Origin of the sequence: Allobosea sp. 2KB_26 (genome assembly GCF_052115715.1) — a bacterium.
GTDB lineage: Bacteria > Pseudomonadota > Alphaproteobacteria > Rhizobiales > Beijerinckiaceae > Allobosea.
Map to the genome: position 1 here is coordinate 202,642 of NZ_JBFRHE010000009.1, position 19,930 is coordinate 222,571.

Below are 19,930 nucleotides of genomic sequence, written 5' to 3' on the forward strand. Positions count from 1 at the left end.
TTGGCAAATGCCTGAAGCTGTTCCGGTATCCGCCCCGGGCGTCTGGGCGTCTGGGCGCCGGTGCGGAAGGTCGATTGATTACGCCAGCCGGGGTGGGCATGCGACCCGGGCCCGCACCTCGGGTGAGGCCAGGCAGGTGGCGACGGCCTCGTAGCCGGGAGCGCCGGGATAGGGGGCGACACGGACCGGCGGGCTGTGATTGGCAGGGCAGAGAATGATAGCCTCGTCGGACCCCACGGCTGCCAGATCCAGAATCGCGCAGGAGCGCGTGAGCATGAAGAGCGGTCGTCCATGTGGCCCGCGGCGGCGCAGATGGGCGATCAGGGCTTGCTGGGTGGCCTGATCCAACCCGTCCTCGATCATGTCGACGACCAGAGCCGCGGGGTGCTCCGCTTCCAGTTCTGCGAGCAGGGCGACCAGCGCACCCGACATCCGGGCGCCGTCGTCGATGAGCCGGGCCAGGGTCTGGGCGACCCGAGACTTCAAGACCGGGTCGGGATCCGTTCCTGCCCGGCCGATTGCGCCCTCGGCCGCGACCCGATCGAGTCCGAGGAAAGCCGCATCGGGCAAGGCATCCGCCAGGCGCCGGGCCAGCCGCGTCTTGCCGCTGCCGAGCGGGCCGACAATGTAGTTCAGCGGCAGGATTTCGCGCAGCTCAAACCGCTCGCCGCCCCAGGGCCAGGGCAATTCGAAGGCGACACCGCGTTCGACTGCGGGCTCCAGCAGGCGCACCAGTTCTCCGGCCGCCGGTGCCTGACCTCTGGCAAGGTCAGCCCGCAGGCTGCGGACCTTCTCCAACGTTCCTACGAGCTGGCGGGCACGCTCTTCGAGCGAAGCCTGGTGAGCAGCCAAGGCTGGTTCCAGCGACTGGGCATCGCCTCCAAGCACGCGCGCGACCTGGACGAGGCTTAGCCCGAGCGCGCGCAGCGCAGCAATTTCGGCGGCACGAGCCATCTCGGCCGGACCATAGGCGCGCCATCCGGCCATGGTGCGGACCGGGGCGACGAGCCCGCGCTGCTCGTAGAGGCGTAGCGCCTTGGCGGACACACCGAGCCGCCTGGCCGCCTCGGCAGCGTTCAGGAATGGGGTGGAAGAGCTCACGAATCACCTCGTTTCCGGCTGACCGCTGCCCTTATCGGGGCGGTCCCAGGGGCCGGGTCAACCGGGCGCTCGGGATGTCCATCGCTTCGATGCGCGCGACACGAGGCCGGAGGTGCGAATCCGCTCGCTGTCGACGTCTGATTTCGGGCCGAGGGCGGCGTCTCTATTCGATGACGATGCGCGGTGCGACCCGGGTCTTTCCGCTCAGGCCCGCCTGAACCTGCCGCGCGATGGCCAGATAGGCCTTGGCATGGGGGCTGTCGGGGTCGCTCGCGACGATCGGCCGGCCGGCATCCGAGGTTTCGCGGATCGGCATGGCAAGCGGGATCTCGCCAAGGAAGGGTACACCCAGCCGCTCTGCCTCGTGCCGAGCGCCGCCATGGGCGAAGATGTCCGAGCGGTGGCCGCATTCCGGGCAGACGAAATAGCTCATGTTCTCGACGATGCCGAGGATCGGCACCTCGACGCGCTTGAACATGGCGACGCCGCGACGGGCATCGAGCAGAGCCAGATCCTGAGGGGTCGAGACGATCACTGCACCCGCGAGTGGGGTCTGCTGCGCCATGGTGAGCTGCGCGTCACCCGTGCCGGGCGGCATGTCGACGACGAGCACGTCGAGTTCGCCCCAGGCGACCTCGCGCAACATCTGGGTGATGGCCGAGATCACCATCGGCCCACGCCAGATCATCGGCGTCTCCTCGTCGATCAGGAAGCCGATCGACATGATCTTCAGCCCATAGGCCTCCATCGGTGCCAGCGTCCGGCCGGAGACCAGTCGGGGCTTACCGGTGATGCCGAAGATCTTGGGCACGGAGGGGCCGTAGATATCGGCATCGAGTACGCCGACCTTGAGGCCGAGCATCGCAAGCGCGACCGCGAGATTGGCCGTGGTCGTCGATTTGCCGACACCGCCCTTACCGCTTGCCACCGCGATGATCTGCTTGACGCCGGGCACGCCCGCGGCCTTCGGCACCGGTCCGCCGGGACCTGGCCGGCCATGCGCCTGCTGGCGTGCCTGCGCGGCCGCAGATGGCGCCGGTCGCGACGGCGCCTTGTCGGCTGTGAGCCCGACCAGAACCTGGGTGACGCCCGGAATGCCGCCGACCGCGCTTTCCGCGGCCCTTCGCACGGGCTCCATCGCCTCAGCCTCGGTCGGGTCGATGCCGATCGCAAAGATCACCTTCCCGCCGTCGATCAGGATTTCCGTGATACGGCCGGAAGCCCGCAGCGATTGGCCGCTCGCGGGCAGTTTCACCAGCTCGAGCGCGCGCAGGATGTCGGATTCGGTCAGGGCCACGAAGGCATACTCCGGCTGGCGCGGCGTCAGGCCGCAGCTTTGCGAATATGGAAGACGAGAAGTTCACCCTCGGAATGGCTGACCTCGATTGCGTCGCCCGTCTCGCGCATCAGGTTGGGAATGTCGATCGCCGCCATGGGATCGGTGCATTCGACCACGAACAAGGCTCCCGCGTCGGCGCCTCTCAGCGCCTTGCGCACGCGCAGTGTCGGCAAGGGGCACTTCAGGCCACGCAGGTTGAGGGGGATCGAGGTCATGGGCCGCACCTGTCGAATATGCAGTGCTTCATATGATGGCTTCTTGCGAAGGAGCAACCACCGGCCCTTCGCAGCGGAGCGCGGGGGCCTTGCTGCTCTGCCGGTGCTGCGAAATGGGAGATGATCGCGGACATGAGCGGTGGCGGTCCAATCCGCTTGGCTTGACCGGGAAGGGGGCATGCCAGATGACAACTGGGTGCCCTTGGTACCCGGTCGTGTTTTGGGGGGATTCTGCTTTGATGCGTGTGATCGGCCTGGCAGGGTGGAGCGGTGCCGGAAAAACGACCTTGCTGACGCGTTTGATCCCGGAGCTTGCACGCCGCGGAGTCTCGGTCTCCACGGTCAAGCACGCGCATCACGGCTTTGACCTCGATCGGCCAGGCAAGGATTCCTTCGAACATCGCCAGGCGGGCGCTCATGAGGTGCTGATCTCGTCCGAGCGCCGCTGGGCGCTGATGCATGAACTTCGTGGCGCGCCGGAAGCGCATTTGCCGGACCTGCTCCTGCGATTGTCCCCGGTCGATCTGGTGATTATCGAGGGGTTCAAGCGCGAGCCGCATCTCAAGATCGAGGTGCATCGCGCAGCCAACGCCAAGCCGCCGCTGCATCCGGGCGACCCCATGATCGTCGCGATTGCCTCCGACAGCGCATTTCCGCAAGCGGGCCGCCCTGTTGTCGATCTCGACGACATCGCCGCAATCGCGGAGATTGTGCTTGCCGGCGCTGAGCCGCTCACCGCCATTCTGGCTCGCGTGCAGCAACAGGGTTGAGGGCAGGATGGCGCAACTCAGCGAGGATCGTTTCGCCTTCGGTGGCCCCTTGATGAGCATCGAGCAGGCAGCCGAACTTGTGGGCCAGCGGATTCGGCCGGTGGATGGCACGGAGCAGATCGCCTTGGCTGACGCCGATGGTCGGGTTCTCGCCAGCGATGTCGTGGCCGGTCTCGATCTCCCGCCTTTCGCCAATTCTGCCGTGGATGGCTATGCGGTGCGCTACGTCGATCTGGCCCCTGCAGGAGAGACCCGCCTCGCGCTCTCAGGCCGTCTCGCCGCCGGCACTGACGCGGCGGGCGTCGCGACGGCGGGCGTGGCCGTCCGGGTCTTTACGGGCGCGCCGATACCGGAAGGAGCCGATACCGTCTTCATGCAGGAGGATGTGACGGTGGAGGAAGGCATCGTCCGTCTGCCCGCGGGCCTCAAACGCGGTGCCAATGCCCGACCGGCTGGCGAGGATATCGCGCGCGGAGAGACCGCCCTGTCGGCAGGCCGGCGCCTGCGGCCGCAGGATCTCGCGCTGCTGGCTGCGCTCGGCCAGGCCTCGGTCGACGTTCGTCGCCGGCCCCGCGTCGCGATCTTTTCGACGGGCGATGAGCTGTCGGAGCCGGGCTCACCCTTGTCGCCGGCGGCGATCTACGACGCCAACCGCGCTGCGTTGCGTGCCTTGGTGGCGCGGGCGGGGGCGGATGTGGTCGATCTCGGCATCCTGCGTGACGAGCCGCGCAGCCTGGCTGCGCAGCTGAGCGCCGCGGCTCGGAGTTGCGACCTGATCCTGACTTCCGGCGGCGTCTCGAGCGGTGAGGAGGATCACGTCAAGACGGCGGTCGAACAGGTTGGCGCGCTGGTCTTCTGGCGCATCGGCATCAAGCCCGGCCGGCCGGTGGCCATGGGCGTCATCGAAGGCGTGCCGTTCATTGGCCTGCCGGGAAATCCGGTTGCCGTGTTCGTCACTTTCGCCTTTGTCGCACGCCCGGTCGTGGCACGGCTTGCTGGCTCGGCCCATGTTGCTCCGGTGCCGCTGCCCGTAAGGCTCGGCTTCCCCTATCGGAAGAAGCCCGGGCGGCGTGAATATGTCGGTGTTTCACTCGCTTCCGGACCGGACGGTGTCATGATCGCGTCCAAGCATCCTCTGGACGGAGCCGGGGGCGTGACCTCGCTGACGCGCACGCACGGGCTGGTGGAGCTCGCGGAGGAACTGACATATCTCGAGTTCGGCACCCTCGTGCCGTTCCTCGCCTATGATCTCCTGATCGCCTAAGGCGTCGGCCCGAAAAGTGGATTGCCGTTTTCGGGAAGGCCGATGCGAACACAGAAGGCTAGACCATCGGACCGGATACGATATCCGGTCCGATGGTCTAGCGAAGTGCTCAGTCGCGCCGGAAGATGACGCTGGAAAGCCAGCCGAGGAGCAGCGCCATGGCCGCCGTGGCCAGCCCGTAAAGAAACGGATGGTCATGTGCGCCGGTCGCCAGCCGCTGCTCGATGCCTGTCTTGATCACCTCGAAATTGGTGGTCTGGCGCGCCAGCATGGCGCCGCCTGAATAGAGCGCGATCTCGATCTCGTAGGAGCCGGTCGGTGCCGTCGCGGGCACATCGATCGGCGCGCTGAACAGCGTTTCCGACAGGAAGGTGACGCCGCGCTCGTCCTGCGCATAGAGACCCTTGTCTTCGAGGATGCGGATCAGCGCCTGACGAAAGCGCACGGTGCTCTCCTCATAATAGAGCTCCGGGGGCAAGTTGCGCTGGGTGTTGGCCAGCCCGATCCTGTCGCGCCGGGCCGCATCCTCATTGACGATCTCGTTCAGGGGCCGGTTGCTCGACACCATCAGGAATATCGGGCGATCGACGAAGCGCCGCTGCGTCCGGTTGATCCAGATCGGCCCGAGCCGTTCCTTCTCGCGGACGATCAGCATGCGCTGCGGCCCGCGCACCGTGACCACGATGTCGTAGGGGTCGCCGCGGGCCACCGTCCGCCCGCCGCGTTCGACCAGGCCAAAGACAGTCAGTTGATCGCCGGTATAGTTCGAGGAGATCTGGATCTGATGGCTCGACACGGATGCGATCAGCGTTTCCGCACGCGACGCAGTGGCCGCGATGGAGGTCAGCAGCAACGCAGCGGCCAGGGACCTGAAGCCCTTCATCGCGCGCTCTCCGGCAGGACGACCGAGAAGGGGTCGCTTGGCGGGATGAACAGCTCGATTGCGAAGCGCAGGCCCACCGACAGGATCAGCAGCGCAAGCAGCAGACGGAAGGAGTCGACATTCAGATTGCGCGCCGCCCGGCCGCCGAACTGGGCCCCGATCACGCCGCCGACCAGGAGCAGTGCCGCCAGGATCAGGTCGACCGACTGGTTTGTGACGGCGTGCAGCATGGTTGCGCCCGTCATTGTCACCAGGATCTGGAACAAGGAGGTGCCGACGACGACCGCTGGCGGGATGCGGAAGAAATAAATCAGCGCCGGCACCAGGATGAAGCCACCGCCCACGCCCAGCACGGCGCCGATGAAACCGATCACGATGGCGAGCGCGGCGATCGGGATGACGCTGGCGTAGAGCTGCGAACTGTGGAAGCGCATGCGCCAGGGCAGCTTCATCCATTGCGGGTGTGTGCCGGCCTGACGGCGCCGGCGTGCCGGCTTGCCCGCCTTGGCGCGCAGCGCCGAGCGCAGCGCGTCATAGAGCATCAATCCGCCGATGATGGTGAACAGCGTCACATAGGACAGGGTGATGACCAGATCGAGCTGGCCGAGCCGGCGCATCGAGTTGAAGAACAGAACGCCGAAAACGGTGCCGATGATACCACCACCGACCAGGACGCTGCCTAGCTTGAGGTCGAGCGCCTTGCGGCGCCAGTAGGTCAGGACGCCGGTCATCGACGAGCCGGCGACCTGGGCGGCCACGGTCGCGACGGCAACTGCCGGAGGGATATCGAGGAAGATCAGAAGAGGGGTCAGCAGGAAGCCGCCGCCGACCCCAAACAGGCCGGAGATGAAGCCGACGGCACCGCTCAGACCCAGCACCATCAGGATGCTGATCGGCAGTTCCGCGATCGGAAGATAAATCTGCACCTTTGCCCTCGTGTGCCGGCGCGGCATGAGATTCGGCGCCGGCTCGTCCCAGATTGCACCAATCCGGTTAGGCAAATCCTTATCGTGGACGAAGAAGATGCTGCGGCCGGATCGGCTGAAGTCGCGATCAACCTCTGATGGCTGCGTAACGCGTCGAAACCATGACAGGCAGGCCAAGGGCCTGCCTGTCATGCATTAGCTGCGAGCCGGCTTGGCTGGCTTCCTGACGGCTGCGCTAGTGTTGTCTTCCCAACCCTGTGCCGGTGCCGCAACCTCATTGGCGCCAGGCTCGAGCACCTTTGCCTTCCAGGAATCGACAGCGAGCTTCGCCGCGGCCAGGTCGTTGGGGTTGAGGCGTCCGGCGACCTCGTCACGCTTGCGGGCCGCATCGTCGTCGCCCTGCTTGGCGGCGATGGCGAACCAGAGATAGGACTGACCGAGATCGGCCGGCACGCCAAGGCCGCGGCCGAGCAGAACGGCGAGATTGTACTGGCTGTCGCGCACGCCTGCGTCCGCGGCGCGGCGGAACCATTCCGTCGCCGTCGCATAGTCCGCCTTGCCGTCGACGCCCTCGGCATAGAGTACGGCGAGATTGTGCATGGCCTTGGCATTGCCGCGCTCGGCGGCACGGGAGTACCAGACGCGCGCGAGTGCGATGTCGCGCTGGGTGCCCACGCCCTTTTCGAACATGTTGGCCAGTCGGAACTGCGCTGGCGCCAGCCCGGCGACCGCGGCGCGTTCGAACAGGCGCAGGGCCAGCTTCGGGTCGCGTGTCGCGTTGCTGCCATCGGCTGCGCGGCTGGCGAGCTCATAGACGGCACGGGCATCGCCCGCCTGAGCGGCCTTGCGAAGGCCCGGTGTTCCAAATCCGGCAGGTAGCTCGCCGAGCCCGGTGACGGCTTGAACCGGGTCGGGGGCGGCGGCTGGCGGAAGTGCGGCGGTTGCCGTCGGCTGGGTGGTCGAACTGGTGGTTTCGGGCGAAGCCAGGGCCGGGGCAGCCGGTCCCGCGAAGGCGGCTGCCGGGCCGAGCTCGACCGGCGAAAGCACCGAGTTCTGGTCCTTTGCGGGCTTAGCTGGAACGTCCGGGACGGCAGGTTCCGGCGCAGCGAGGGCGGGAGCGGAAGGTGGAACCTGAACAGTTTCGTTGCCGGCGGCCTTCGTCTTCGGGCTTTGCAGTGCGCCGGTGACGACATGGGCGGTGCCCATGGCGAGAACGACGGCGGCCAGCCCGAGCAGGAGCGGACGGCGTCGCTTCTCCATGATCTCCTTGAGCTTGCCGCCCTTGGAGGCGCTGGCTCCGCCGCGCTCGGCTTCCGCCGCAGGAGCAGAGGCTGCGGCTTCAGAGGCAGCCTTTGCCGAACGCCGTGCCGCAGCGATCAGGTTCTGGCGGACCGATTGCGGATCCTGGGCCGTCGGGGCCGGAGTGTCCTGGCGCGGCCGGCCCGAGCCCGGTTCGAGCGGTAGGTCATGGGATCTGGCCGCAGGAGCTTCTGCTGCGCGTTCGGCCGGCCGGGTCGTCTCCAGCCGGGCGCCAAAGCGATCCTCGATCGCAGCGCTCATGCTGGCAGGAAGCGCAAGGCCGCGCGTCGACGGCGTGGTCGAGGGGCGCGCCGCGGCCGCCGGGGCGGGTGCGAGCGCGACCTCCTTCCGCTCGAGGCCGAGCTCGGCTTCGAGGCTGGCGAGGCGCGAGATGATCGTCTCGAGCGTCTGATGGACGGCGCCGATGGCGTCCTGCGTCTCTCGGCCGGAGGCGGCGTTGCTCTCGCGCAGTCCGGAAACCAGGGTGCTCAGCTCTGCAAAGCCTCCCGTCTGAGCGGGGGTCTTGCTCGCCATATCGGCCATGGCGGTGCGTGCGGCGCGCTCGGCCGCGGCTGCGGTGTCTTCGCGCACGGTCTGGAGGTGACGCACAAGGTCCTGCAGCGTGCGCTCGATCCCGGTCTCGGCCGAACGCGTCGCGACGGCCTCGTCGAGCCGGCTGGCGAGCCCGGCGATCTGCTGTTCCAGTGCATCGAAGGAATCGGATTCGGCGCCCGGGCGTCCCGCCTCGTCGATCTTCTCGGCGAGGCTGCGCAACATGTCCTCAACCGGGCGCATGTCGACGCGCGCGACCTGGACGTTGCCGCCGTCATGGACCATCTGGGTCAGGTTGCTGGAGGCTGCAAGACTCTCGATCCGGGCAGCCAAGCCTTCGATCTGCTTCGTGACTGCTGCTGGACCGTGGTCCGCCAGCGTCTCGATCTGCTGCTGCAGGCTGTCGATCCGGTCCGCGAGCTGGTTCGGCTGCCGATCGGAGACATCCTCGAGCTTGATGATGAGGGCTTCGATCCGGCGCGACACCTCGTTCGATGCCGGAGAGCCGGAAGCGCCGATCTCGTTGAGCCGTGCAAAGAGTTGCTCGGTCTGAGACGTGATCACTTCGGGGCGCATCACGGGCAGCGAATCGACCTTGTCAGCCAGCGCCTCGACCTGCCGCGACAGTGAAAGCAGCGGCGCGGGATCGCCGAAGCGGTCGGTGAGCAGGGCGTCGCGCACGTCCTCGATCGCCTGGGACAGGCCGCGCATCGAGAGTGCATCAGGCTGGCCGTCGCGCAGCCGGGCGACTTCGCCCGCCAGAGCCGAAACCTGATGCGAAAGATCGCCGAGGCGATTGTCGCCGGTGGTCGTAGCGAGCAGTTCGCGCAATTCCGCGATGTCGCGAAGCACCGGGGTCAGTGCAGCGCGGTCGCTGCCGCGCGCCGCGAGGGCATCGACCTTTGCGGCGAGATGCGCGATCTCCAGCTCGAACCGGGCATAGCTCTCACCGGAGTTCTCGCGGGCGAGGCGCGCCACTTCGGTTTCGATCCGTGCCAGCGGCCTCAGAATCGGTTCGATACGGTCGTTCCGGTCCAGCCGCTCCAGCTTCGAGCCGAGATCGGCGATCAGCCTTTCCAGTGCCGGCGTTTCGACATGGCGTGGCGTTGCAGCCGGAGAGAGGCGCTCGGACGCGAGAGAGGGATGGTCGCTCCTGGCACCGACCCTCTCGCCCAAGGAACGGAGATCCTGCCGCAAGGCCGCGACCCGGCTCTCGCTCAGGCCTGTCCGGCCCGAGGCGGCGGCTTCGGGATCGGTATCCAGCATGCGCTGTCGCGTGCGGATATCCGTCACCGCTGCGGCCAGGCCATCGCGATTCAGGGCCGGGCGGGCGTCGGCAGCCTTGCTCTGGGCATCAAGCGCCTTGCGCTCGATCTCGGCGATGCGCTCGCCCATGGTCTTGATCGCATCGGCTATGACGGTGGTGGCGCGTTCCTGACGCTCGGCGTTGCTGCGCTCGCCGCTGACGAGACGGTTCTCGGTCTTCTCGATCCAGCGCGCGATCGAATCCAGGGCGCCGGCCGTCTTGACGCTCGATTCCCGGGTCATGCGCTCGGCGAGGGCGGCTTGCGAAAGCGCGGCCTCGATCTGGCCCCGCGACATCTCGGGGGTGGACTGAGGCGCCGCAGCGCTTGCTGCGGCCTGCGAGGAGGTTTCCATCTGCCCTTGGGAGAGCTTGGCGAGGCGCTCGGACAGCGCTGCGATGTCGAGCTGCTCCAGAGGGGCGGCTGTCGGCCCGCTCTCCTCGGCCTCGACGCGAATCTTGTGGTCCAGCCATTCACCCAGGGTCATTCCGGCGCGCCGCGCCGCCGCCTTTGCGGCATCGCGGGTGCGCGGATCAACGCCCTTGACGCTCCAGGGCAAGCTATTGGCCATGATCTCGCTCGCCTAAGGGGACCGGTCTTCAGTCGGGATGCGCAGCCCCCTGGCGCCGCAGCTTCCCCGCGCGAAACAGGCGATCGTGAAGATTCAGTTGCCGCTGAGGACGGCCTGGCTCGCAGCCCCGACTTTTGGCCGTCACGGTAAACGGACGGTTAATATCCGGCGGCCGGCCGTTAATTTTTTGCAAACGCCCGGAAAGGGGCGGCACGAATGGCGGCCTCGTAACCGTAATTTACCCCCAATTGGCCGATATTACCTGACGCTAGGAGATGGGGCGAGCTATTCCCCCTACCCAACGGAACTTCGTCGCCACCGATGCCGGCGGTTCCCTGCGTCCAAACTTTTTAAGGAACTCCATGTCGCGCCACAGCAATGCTATGGCGGCCGGCTCTTCAGATACCGGCCGCACATCGTCGACGCCTACTTCCAGTGAAGCCGACTCGGCTGGTGGTTTCACCATCAGCGACCTTGCCCGCGATTTCGCGGTGACCCTGCGCACGCTTCGCTTCTATGAATCGCGTGGTCTCCTTGCTCCGGCCCGTTCGGGCATGACGCGCATCTATTCCGGCCGCGATCGCTCGCGGCTTGCGCTGATCCTCAAGGGCAAGCAGCTCGGTTTCACGCTGGTCGAGATCCGCGCGATGCTCGCCAATGAGGAAAAGAAGGGCGAGGCCGGCGCAGAGAAGTCGGCTTCGGTCGGCGGGCTGCAGCTCACGCGGGGCCAGATTGCCGAGCAGCTCGAATTGCTGCGCTCGCAGCAGGTCGAGATCGAAGGCGCGATCGCCGAGCTCGAAGCGACGCTTGCGGGCCTCGACAAGGCCTGAGCGCCTCACCGCACGGATTACCGATCATGTGATCGGGATTGACGGCTCCGGACTTGCGTCCGGGGCCGTTTTGTCATGCGCTGTGCGTGGGAAGCGCGACAGGGCGCGGCAACAAAATGGGCCAGCCCTCTTCACAAGTCGCCTATAGATTGTTTATATATAAACTATCTGATGAGTGACTGCCCCGGATCGCATTCGGCAGGCGGTCGCGCTGCGCGAGAGGGAGGACACCATGCCGGTCTACAAGGCGCCCGTCGAAGACACCCTGTTCCTGCTCAACGACGTCTTCAACATCGAACGCTACAACAACCTGCCGGGTTTCGCCGATGCGACGCCGGATGTGGTCGAGGCGGTGCTGGGCGAGGGCGCCAAGCTCTGCGAGGAAGTGCTCCAGCCCTTGAATCATTCCGGCGACCAGGAGGGCTGCAAGCGCAACCCTGACGGATCCGTGACGACGCCAAAGGGCTTCAAGGAGGCGCACAAGGCCTATGCCGAGGGCGGCTGGATCGGCCTTGCCATGGATCCCGAATATGGCGGCCAGGGCCTGCCCTATACGCTCGGCGCCGTGATGAACGAATATGCCTCGGCGGCGAATATGGCTTTCTCGATGTATCCCGGGCTGACCATGGGCGCGATCGCTGCGCTCTATGTACACGGTACCGAGGACCAGAAGCGCACCTATATCCCGAAGATGGTCGAGGGCGTCTGGTCGGGCACGATGAACCTGACCGAACCGCATTGCGGCACCGATCTCGGCCTGATCAAGACCAAGGCGGTGCCGAATGGCGATGGTTCCTATGCGATCTCCGGCACCAAGATCTTCATCTCGGCCGGTGAGCAGGACATCACCGAGAACATCATCCATCTCGTGCTCGCCCGCATCGAGGGGGCTCCCGCGGGCGTCAAGGGCATCTCGCTCTTCGTGGTGCCGCGCAACGTGGTCGGTGCCGATGGCGTGGTCGGCGAGCGCAACGGCGTCTCCTGCGGCTCGATCGAGCACAAGATGGGCATCCACGGCAATTCGACCTGCGTCATGAACTATGATGGCGCCAGGGGCTGGCTCATCGGCACCGAGAACAAGGGCCTCAACGCCATGTTCGTGATGATGAACGAGGCCCGCCTCGGCGTCGCGATCCAGGGGCTCGCCCAGTCCGAGGTCGCCTATCAGAACGCCGTTGCCTATGCCAAGGACCGCCTCCAGGGGCGGGCGCTGACCGGTGCCAAGTACCCGGACAAGGCTGCCGATCCGATCATCGTCCATCCCGATGTCCGCCGCACGCTGATGTCGATCAAGGCCTTCAACGAGGCTGCGCGCGCTTTCGTGTTGTGGAACGCGCTGAAATCCGATGTCGCCCATCGTTCTGCCGATGCCGCCGAACGCCAGGCCGCCGACGATCAACTCGGACTGATGACTCCCGTGCTCAAGGGTGTCCTGACCGATGTCGGTTTCGACAACGCGGTGAAGGCCCAGCAGATGTATGGCGGCCATGGTTACATCGCCGAATGGGGCATGGAGCAGTTCGTGCGCGACGCGCGCATCGCCATGATCTACGAGGGCGCCAATGGCGTGCAGGCCATGGACCTGATCGGCCGCAAGCTCGGTCGAGACGGCGGCCGCGCCATCATGGCCTTCTTCAACGAGGTCGGCGGCTTCATCAAGGAACATGGTGAGGACGAGGGGCTGAAGCCGTTGCTCGCTCCGCTGCTGGCTTCGCTCGGTCATCTCCAGCAGGCGACGATGTGGTTCATGAACAATGCCCTCGCCAAGCCTGACAATGCCGGCGCCGGCGCGACCGACTACATGCACCTGCTCGGCCTCGTCTCGCTCGGCTATATGTGGGTGAGGATCGCCAAGGCTGCGCAGGACAAGCTCAAGGCCGGCGCCAATGGCGCGACCGAGCGGATGAATACCAAGCTCGTCACCGCGCGCTTCTTCATGGAGCGCACCCTGCCGGAGACCGCCGTGCATCTGGCACGGATCACGGCTGGCGCTGATTCCACCATGGCGCTCTCGGCAGAGCAGTTCTGAGCCGACCAAAGGTTATGCCCGGGCTTGACCCGGGCATCGCTTGCAGATTGCCTTCGCTTCGCGACGGCCGGGACATGCCCGGCCATGATGGCGAAGTCCCAACAACGAGCCGCCATTGCGGCGAGCCCCGGGAGGCCTTGATGGCTGACGCATTCATCTACGATCACGTTCGGACACCGCGCGGCAAGGGCAAGGCCGACGGCTCCCTGCACGAGGTCACGGCGATTGAACTCGGCACGCAGGTGCTGCGTGCGGTCAAGGACCGCAACAAGCTCGAGCCCAAGCTGGTCGAGGATGTCGTCTTTGGCTGCGTCGATCCGGTCGGCGAGGCTGGCGCTGATATCGCGCGGACCGTCGCGCTCAAGGCGGGGTATGGCAAGGAAGTCCCGGGCGTGCAGATCAACCGCTTCTGCGCCTCGGGCCTCGACGCGGTGAACCTTGCTGCGGCGCAGGTCATGGCCGGTCAGAAGGAGATGGTGATCGGTGGCGGCGTCGAGAGCATGAGCCGCGTCGGCATGGGCGCCTCGGGCTTCGGCATCGCGGTCGATCCATCCGTCGCGATCGACACCTATTTCATGCCGCAAGGCGTCTCGGCCGATCTGATCGCCACGAAATACGGCTTCTCGCGTGACGATGTCGACGCCTTCGCCGTGCGCTCGCACAAGAGGGCCGCCGCTGCCTGGGCCGAAGGCCGCTTCAGGAATTCGGTCATCCCTGTCACCGACGTCAACGGCCTGATCCTTCTCGACCGCGACGAGACCATTCGTCCGAATACGGACATGCAGGCCCTGGCCGCGCTCAAGGCATCCTTCGTCCAGATGGGCGAGATGGGTGGTTTCGATGCCGTCGCGACGGCGGCTCACCCCGATGTGGAGTTCGTCAATCACGTGCATCACGCCGGCAATTCCTCCGGCATCGTCGATGGTGCGGCTGCCGTGCTCGTCGGCTCGAAGAAGGGCGGCAAGGCGGCCGGCCTGAGGCCGCGCGCCCGCATCCGGGCCTTCGCCACTGTCGGTTCCGATCTGGCGCTGATGCTGACCGGGCCGGTCGACGTCACGGAGCTGGTTCTGAAAAAGGCCGGCATGACCACCAGGGATATCGACCTTTTCGAGCTGAACGAGGCCTTTTCCTCGGTGGTGCTGCGCTATCAGCAGGCCTTCGACATCGACGACGCCATCCTCAACGTCAATGGCGGCGCCATTGCGATGGGCCATCCGCTCGGCGCCACGGGCGCGATGATCCTTGGCACGGTGCTCGACGAACTCGAGCGCACGAACAAACAGACCGCACTCGTCACGCTATGCGTCGCCGCCGGCATGGGCGTCGCGACCATCATCGAACGCGTCTGATCGGCACGAAGGGGAGAGAACCGATGAACCTCACTAATTTCCGCTTCGAGACCGACGCCGACGGCATTGCGACCCTGATCTGGGACATGCCGGGCCGTTCGATGAACGTCATCACGCCCGAGGTCATGGCCGAGTTGAACCAGGTCATCGACCATGTCGTCTCGAGCGAGGCGATCAAGGGTTGCGTCATTACCTCGGGCAAGGAAGCCTTCTCGGGCGGTGCCGACCTGACCATGCTCCAGGGGCTGCGCGACCTCTATGTCGGGCTTGCCAGGGAGAAGGGCGAAGCGGCTGCGATGCAGACCTTCTTCGACGAGAGCCGCAAGCTCTCGCTGCTCTATCGCAAGCTGGAAACCTGCGGGAAGCCGTTCGCAGCCGCCATCCATGGCGTCTGCCTCGGTGGCGCCTTCGAACTTGCCCTCGCCTGTCAGTACCGCGTGGCCTCGGACGATGCCTCGACCCGCGTCGGTCTGCCCGAGATCAAGGTCGGACTCTTCCCCGGCGCCGGCGGCACCCAGCGTGTCTCGCGTCTGATGCAGACCGGCGACGCGCTGCAGATGATGTTCAAGGGCGAGCAGATCAAGGCGCTGCCGGCCCGCAACAGCGGCCTCGTCCATGCCGCCGTGCCGCGTGATCAGATGCTTCAGAACGCCCGGGAGTGGCTGAAGGCCAATCCGCAGGCCAAGGCGCCCTGGGACGATCCCAAGTTCAAGCTGCCTTCCAACAAGGTCTATTCGCCCGCCGGCATGCAGATCTGGCCACCGGCCAACGCGATCTATCGCCGTGAGACCAATGACAACTACCCGGCTGCACGCGCCATCCTGAGCGCGGTCTATGAGGGCCTGCAGTTGCCGATCGATCTCGGTCTGAGGGTTGAGAGCCGCTATTTCGCAAAAATTCTCCGGACGAAGGAGGCGGCCTCGATGATCCGCACGCTCTTCGTCTCGATGCAGGAGCTGAACAAGGGGGCTCGCCGCCCGGCCGATGTCCCGGCGAGCAGGCTGAAGAAGGTCGGTGTTGTCGGCGCAGGCTTCATGGGCGCGGGCATCGCCTATGTCACCGCCCAGGCAGGCCTGGACGTCATCCTGATCGACCGCGACATTGAGGCGGCCGAGAAGGGCAAGGCCTATTCGCATAAGCTGGTTTCCGACCAGATCATGAAGGGGCGCGCCAAGACGGCCGATCGCGACGCATTGCTCGGCCGGATCACCGCCTCGGCCGACTATGGCGATCTCAAGGGCTGCGATCTCGTCATCGAAGCCGTGTTCGAGGACCCGAAGGTCAAGGCCGAGGTCATCGCCAAGGTCGAGGCCGTGGTCGGACCAAGGACGATCTTCGGCTCCAATACATCGACGCTTCCGATCACCGGGCTCGCCGAGCACTCGCAGCGCCCGAAGAATTTCATCGGCGTGCATTTCTTCTCGCCGGTCGAGAAGATGCTGCTGGTCGAGATCATCATGGCCAAGAAGACCGGCAAGAAGGCTCTCGCCATGGCGCTCGATTTCGTCCGCGCCATCCGGAAGACGCCGATCGTCGTCAACGACACGCGCGGCTTCTATGCCAATCGCTGCGTCGGCAACTACATCCGCGAAGGCCATCTGATGCTAATGGAGGGCGTGCCCCCGGCGATGATCGAGGCTGCCGGCAAACAGGCCGGCATGCCCGTCGGTCCGCTGTCCCTCAATGACGAGGTGGCGGTCGATCTCGCCTACAAGGTGCTGAAGGCAACCAAGGCCCAGCTCGGCGAAAACGCGGTCGACCCCGCGCAGGAAAGACTGCTCACCGAGATGGTCGAGACGCATGGCCGCCTTGGCCGCAAGAACAAGAAGGGCTTCTACGACTATCCGGAAGCCGGCCCGAAGCGGCTCTGGCCGGGGCTTGCCGAGCTGACGAAGAACCGGCTCGATCCCGAGCTGATCGACATGCAGGAGCTCAAGGAACGCCTGCTCGTCACGCAGGCTCTGGAAGCTGCGCGCACCTATGAGGAAGGTGTCGTGACCGATCCTCGCGAGGCGGATGTCGGCTCGATCATCGGCTTCGGTTTCGCTCCCTATTCGGGCGGCACGCTGTCCTACATCGACAACATGGGCGCGGCCGTCTTCGTGAAACTCTGCGAGAAGCTCGCCAGGACACATGGCGAGCGCTTCAAACCGAACCGGCAACTCAAGCGCATGGCGAAGACGGGCGAGAGCTACTATGGCAGTGCGGAGAAGAAGGCTGCCGCATAACCGCCCCTGAGGCCAAGACGTGACGATCCGGCCGATCATTGGCTTCCCCGATCCTCGGCTGCGCATGGCAGCCGAGCCGGTGACGCGTTTCGATGCGGCGCTTCGCGTGCTCGCGGCCGATTTGCTCGAAACGATGCGGGCAGCGCCCGGCATCGGCATCACCGCGCCGCATGTCGGCCTCCTCCAGCGACTGGTCGTGCTTGAGCTGTCGCCGGGTGAGGTTCGGACCTATGCAAACCCGGCGATCGCCTGGGCTTCCCCTGACATGATCCGCCACAACGAGGGCAGCGTCTCGATGGCGGGCGTCGCAGACGAGGTTGAGCGACACGCGCGAGTCCATGTCAGCTATCGGGACCTGGACGGTGCGGAACGGTTCGAAGAGGCGGACGGCTTGCTCTCCGTTTGCCACCAGCACGAGATCGATCAGCTCAACGGCATTTTCTGGCTCGATCGCCTGTCACGCCTGAAGCGCGACAGGTTGATCGCGCGCTACAACAAGCTGCGACGGGCGTGATCTTGTCGCTCGCCGGTCCATGGCAGGATCCAAGCCTGGCGCAGCCTTTCGCAGGCGCTTGAGGCAACCTGCGGGTGGTGAGGTGTCGGCTGCCCCCCGATTGGCTCGGAAACGCACACGGCGACCGACGCGTGACGATGCGCTCAACCACGCGAAACGTGCGCGGCATTCCGATTCGCCCTTCTGAAGGCCTGCTTTTCTCGATCGAGGCTGCGACGGCGGGGGCCGGAAACTGCGAGCAATCCACCGAAAAATGGATGGTTGCGGACGATGCCGTCGACCGAAATCTCGCCAGATTCGGTGCCGCGATCGCCGTGCTTGCAGCTGCTCAGGCGTGTCTCAGCTCCCGCGCGGGAGACGATCCGGCAGGCCCTCGCACTCTTCATCACGGTGTCTGCCGCTTCGGCAGGCTGGTCAGCGACGAAGACATTGTCGAGATCTCCCAGGGCCGGTACGGCGAGTCGGGCTCTGCGGCAAAGACCTTGAGGCGAGCGAACGGAACGGAAGGGGCGTAGTCAGGCTGGCCGGCGAGGGGCTTGATAGCCGAGATGATCGGGGAACCTGCAGGCTTCGCATTGCAGCGCCGCCATCCGGCCGCGCCACCCAGCGCCGGTCTACCTACACGCCTCTAGTAAAGCATGCTTCGGCGCGGGACCCCGCCCGGGCTCTGCTTGAAGGGCCGATACACGGCGAATGGCAGGCAGAATGTTTCGAAATCACCGGGGTTTTCGCCCGGCTGCGGGACGGAGGCTCTCAGCCGCATCCTGTACAATTAAGCTTCTCTCAACCTAACAGCATAAAGCGGGCTGTAAATTGCGGGCGAGGCGGGGCACCACTGCGCGCCGCGGCCGCTCGGTCGCTTCGACGTTGCGAATGACGTAACGTCGGTTTTGGCGTAGTTTGAACGAAGGGGGGAACAACCTGGACCAAACCCCAATGGTCGAGAGCAGTCAGGATACCGACCGGCTCGCAGACCCGGAGGCTGTCGCTGTCCGTGAGGCCCTTGAACGCATCCTGACATCGGATGCGTTTCGCAGTGCGCCGCAGCTCTCTGCATTTCTGAACTTCATCGTGGAGCGCCGCATCGAAGGGCGCAGCTCGGAGCTCAAGGGTTACACCATTGCGGTCGAGGCCTTCGGCCGGCCGGCGGATTTCGACCCGCAGTCCGACCCCATCGTCAGGGTTGAGGCTGGCCGTCTGCGCAGGGCGTTAGGCCAGTATTATCAGGGGGATGGCGCTGACGACACGATCCGCATTTCCATGCCGGTCGGCGCTTACGTCCCTGTCTTTGAACATCTTGGGGATGCCGGTATGCTCGCCGAGCCGGCGCAGGAGCGCATGGCGCCCGGCGACGCTAGGGCGGCCCAGCAGCCGATCCCGGAGCGGCCGAACAGGTACGGTTTCAGGCTCGGACACTGGCTCGCCGTGTTGGGGCTGGTCCTCCTCATCGTACCTCTCGCCACCTGGCACTACCTCCCGCCGCTCGAGACGACGCCGCAGCCCGACCCGCTGGTGCGCCAGGCCCAGCTGATCGAAGAGGCGGCGCGCCGCGCGGGCTCGAGCGCGTCGGCTCATTTGCCGATGGTCGTCGTATCGCTGAGCGGCGCGGCCGATGACCCGGAGCTCGCCGGGCTAGTGCAGGCCTTCACCCGCCTCCTGGTCGATGCCCTGGCTCGGTTCGACGATCTCGTTACCGTCCGTACGCCGGCTGCCGGTGCGGACCTCTATAGCGGCGCTGACTACGTCTTCGAGATGAATGCGACGCGGCAAGGCGGGGCGACGGAAGGCTTCGGCCGGCTGCGCTCCGTCAAGGACGGCCGTGTGGTCTGGACGACGTCCGCCATCCGGACGCTGCCGAAGGGAGAGGACGCTCCGGAATTGCGCGAGATCGCCCGGCGGCTCGCGGTCAGGCTTGCCGAGCCCTTCGGCATCATTCACGCCGACTATCGCCAGACGATGACGGCGTCGCCCATGCGTTGTGTCTTCCAGGCGCTGAATATCCGCCGCACCATGCGAGCCGAAGATCACCTGGCCGCCCGCAACTGCCTGGAGGGGGTTCTGGAGCGCGACCCGGCCTTTCACCCCGCCTGGTCGCAGCTCGCCTTGCTGACGGTCGACGAATACACCGCCGGGCTCAATCCGCTGCCTGGTTCGCCGCTCGATCGCGCCTTGAGCGCCGCGTTGACGGCGGTCAGGCTGGCGCCGTCCAGCGCACGCGCGCAGCAGGCCATGATGGACGTGTACTTCGCGCGTGGCGCCTATGAAGATGCCTTCAGGGCGGGCCGGGCCGCGCTTGTCCGCAATCCCTACGATCCCGATATTATGGCCGATCTCGGTGCGCGCTATGTTCAGATCGGTCAGCCCTCAGAAGGCCTGCCGCTGCTGCAGCGGGCTGTGGCATCCAGCAGTGGCCGTCCCGCTTGGTACGATTTCTACGCCTTCCTGGCCGAGCATCTAATGGGCAATGACAAGCTGGCGGATGCGCATGCCGCCATTTTCGTGGCCGATGACAGTCCGCTCAGCTTGCTCGGCAGAGCTCTCCACCTCGCCGGAAAGCATGATGAGCCGGGCGTTTCAGCGGCCCTGCGACGGTTGTCGCAGGCGGCTCCGCTCTTTGCGATCGATGCCAGGCTTTACCTGTCGCGGATGGGGTTCAGCGAAGCCGTCATCGACCGGATCATGGCGGATCTCGGGCCACGTCGGCTCGAAGCCAGCGGCGCTCACTAAGCGAAGTCCCGGCCGTCGCCGCTTTTCGT

14 protein-coding genes are annotated in these 19,930 nt (G+C 65.9%); 8 read left to right on the top strand and 6 right to left on the bottom strand.

Annotation, left to right across the window (positions count from 1 at the left end; all coding sequences use genetic code 11):
- Positions 1-78 precede the first annotated feature (78 nt).
- The 3 genes from AB4099_RS22865 to AB4099_RS22875 form a co-directional block, all read right to left on the bottom strand.
- Positions 79-1,101 (bottom strand): MerR family transcriptional regulator, encoded by a 1,023-nt coding sequence (locus AB4099_RS22865; protein ID WP_441479730.1) that lies wholly within the window; start codon positions 1,099-1,101, stop codon positions 79-81.
- Positions 1,102-1,264: 163 nt separating this feature from the next.
- The gene (locus AB4099_RS22870) at positions 1,265-2,398 is read right to left on the bottom strand and encodes an Mrp/NBP35 family ATP-binding protein (RefSeq protein WP_441479731.1); all 1,134 of its coding nucleotides are present in this window, start codon (positions 2,396-2,398) and stop codon (positions 1,265-1,267) included.
- Positions 2,399-2,424: 26 nt separating this feature from the next.
- Entirely contained in the window at positions 2,425-2,655 is a 231-nt protein-coding gene (locus AB4099_RS22875; RefSeq protein ID WP_113515300.1) for a sulfurtransferase TusA family protein, read from the bottom strand.
- Between the two features lie 239 nt (positions 2,656-2,894).
- Here AB4099_RS22875 and mobB point away from each other — a divergent pair, with 239 nt between their 5' ends.
- A complete protein-coding gene (gene mobB / locus AB4099_RS22880) occupies positions 2,895-3,425 on the top strand; it encodes a molybdopterin-guanine dinucleotide biosynthesis protein B (RefSeq protein ID WP_113515301.1) in 531 nt (176 codons plus the stop codon).
- Between the two features lie 7 nt (positions 3,426-3,432).
- Complete coding sequence (locus AB4099_RS22885) at positions 3,433-4,689, top strand: molybdopterin molybdotransferase MoeA (RefSeq protein WP_441479732.1); 1,257 nt, start codon at positions 3,433-3,435, stop codon at positions 4,687-4,689.
- A 109-nt stretch (positions 4,690-4,798) separates the two neighbouring features.
- On the opposite strand, the gene AB4099_RS22890 is transcribed toward AB4099_RS22885, so the two are convergent.
- From AB4099_RS22890 to AB4099_RS22900, 3 genes are all read right to left on the bottom strand, one after another.
- Positions 4,799-5,572 (bottom strand): TIGR02186 family protein, encoded by a 774-nt coding sequence (locus tag AB4099_RS22890; RefSeq protein ID WP_441479733.1) that lies wholly within the window; start codon positions 5,570-5,572, stop codon positions 4,799-4,801.
- A complete protein-coding gene (locus AB4099_RS22895; RefSeq protein ID WP_113515413.1) occupies positions 5,569-6,498 on the bottom strand; it encodes a sulfite exporter TauE/SafE family protein in 930 nt (309 codons plus the stop codon). The genes AB4099_RS22890 and AB4099_RS22895 overlap by 4 nt, the downstream gene beginning before the upstream one ends.
- A gap of 195 nt (positions 6,499-6,693) precedes the next feature.
- Positions 6,694-10,224 carry a hypothetical protein gene (locus AB4099_RS22900; RefSeq protein ID WP_441479734.1) on the bottom strand — a complete coding sequence of 1,177 codons (3,531 nt, stop codon included), beginning with the start codon at positions 10,222-10,224 and terminating at the stop codon, positions 6,694-6,696.
- A 275-nt stretch (positions 10,225-10,499) separates the two neighbouring features.
- On the opposite strand from AB4099_RS22900, the gene AB4099_RS22905 reads away from it, so the two are divergent.
- The 6 genes from AB4099_RS22905 (at position 10,500) to AB4099_RS22930 (ending at position 19,901) form a co-directional block, all read left to right on the top strand.
- Positions 10,500-11,054: a MerR family transcriptional regulator gene (locus AB4099_RS22905; protein ID WP_441479735.1), complete on the top strand. Its 555-nt coding sequence runs from the start codon at positions 10,500-10,502 to the stop codon at positions 11,052-11,054.
- A 232-nt stretch (positions 11,055-11,286) separates the two neighbouring features.
- Positions 11,287-13,083, top strand: a complete 1,797-nt coding sequence (locus AB4099_RS22910; RefSeq protein ID WP_441479736.1) for an acyl-CoA dehydrogenase C-terminal domain-containing protein — start codon at positions 11,287-11,289, stop codon at positions 13,081-13,083.
- A gap of 140 nt (positions 13,084-13,223) precedes the next feature.
- On the top strand, positions 13,224-14,432 hold the full coding sequence (locus tag AB4099_RS22915) for an acetyl-CoA C-acetyltransferase (RefSeq protein WP_441479737.1): 1,209 nt from the start codon (positions 13,224-13,226) through the stop codon (positions 14,430-14,432).
- A gap of 23 nt (positions 14,433-14,455) precedes the next feature.
- Complete coding sequence (locus AB4099_RS22920; RefSeq protein WP_441479738.1) at positions 14,456-16,660, top strand: 3-hydroxyacyl-CoA dehydrogenase NAD-binding domain-containing protein; 2,205 nt, start codon at positions 14,456-14,458, stop codon at positions 16,658-16,660.
- 19 nt (positions 16,661-16,679) lie between these two features.
- Complete coding sequence (locus tag AB4099_RS22925) at positions 16,680-17,174, top strand: peptide deformylase (protein ID WP_441479739.1); 495 nt, start codon at positions 16,680-16,682, stop codon at positions 17,172-17,174.
- 936 nt (positions 17,175-18,110) lie between these two features.
- A complete protein-coding gene (locus tag AB4099_RS22930; protein ID WP_441479740.1) occupies positions 18,111-19,901 on the top strand; it encodes a hypothetical protein in 1,791 nt (596 codons plus the stop codon).
- Positions 19,902-19,930: the final 29 nt, after the last annotated feature.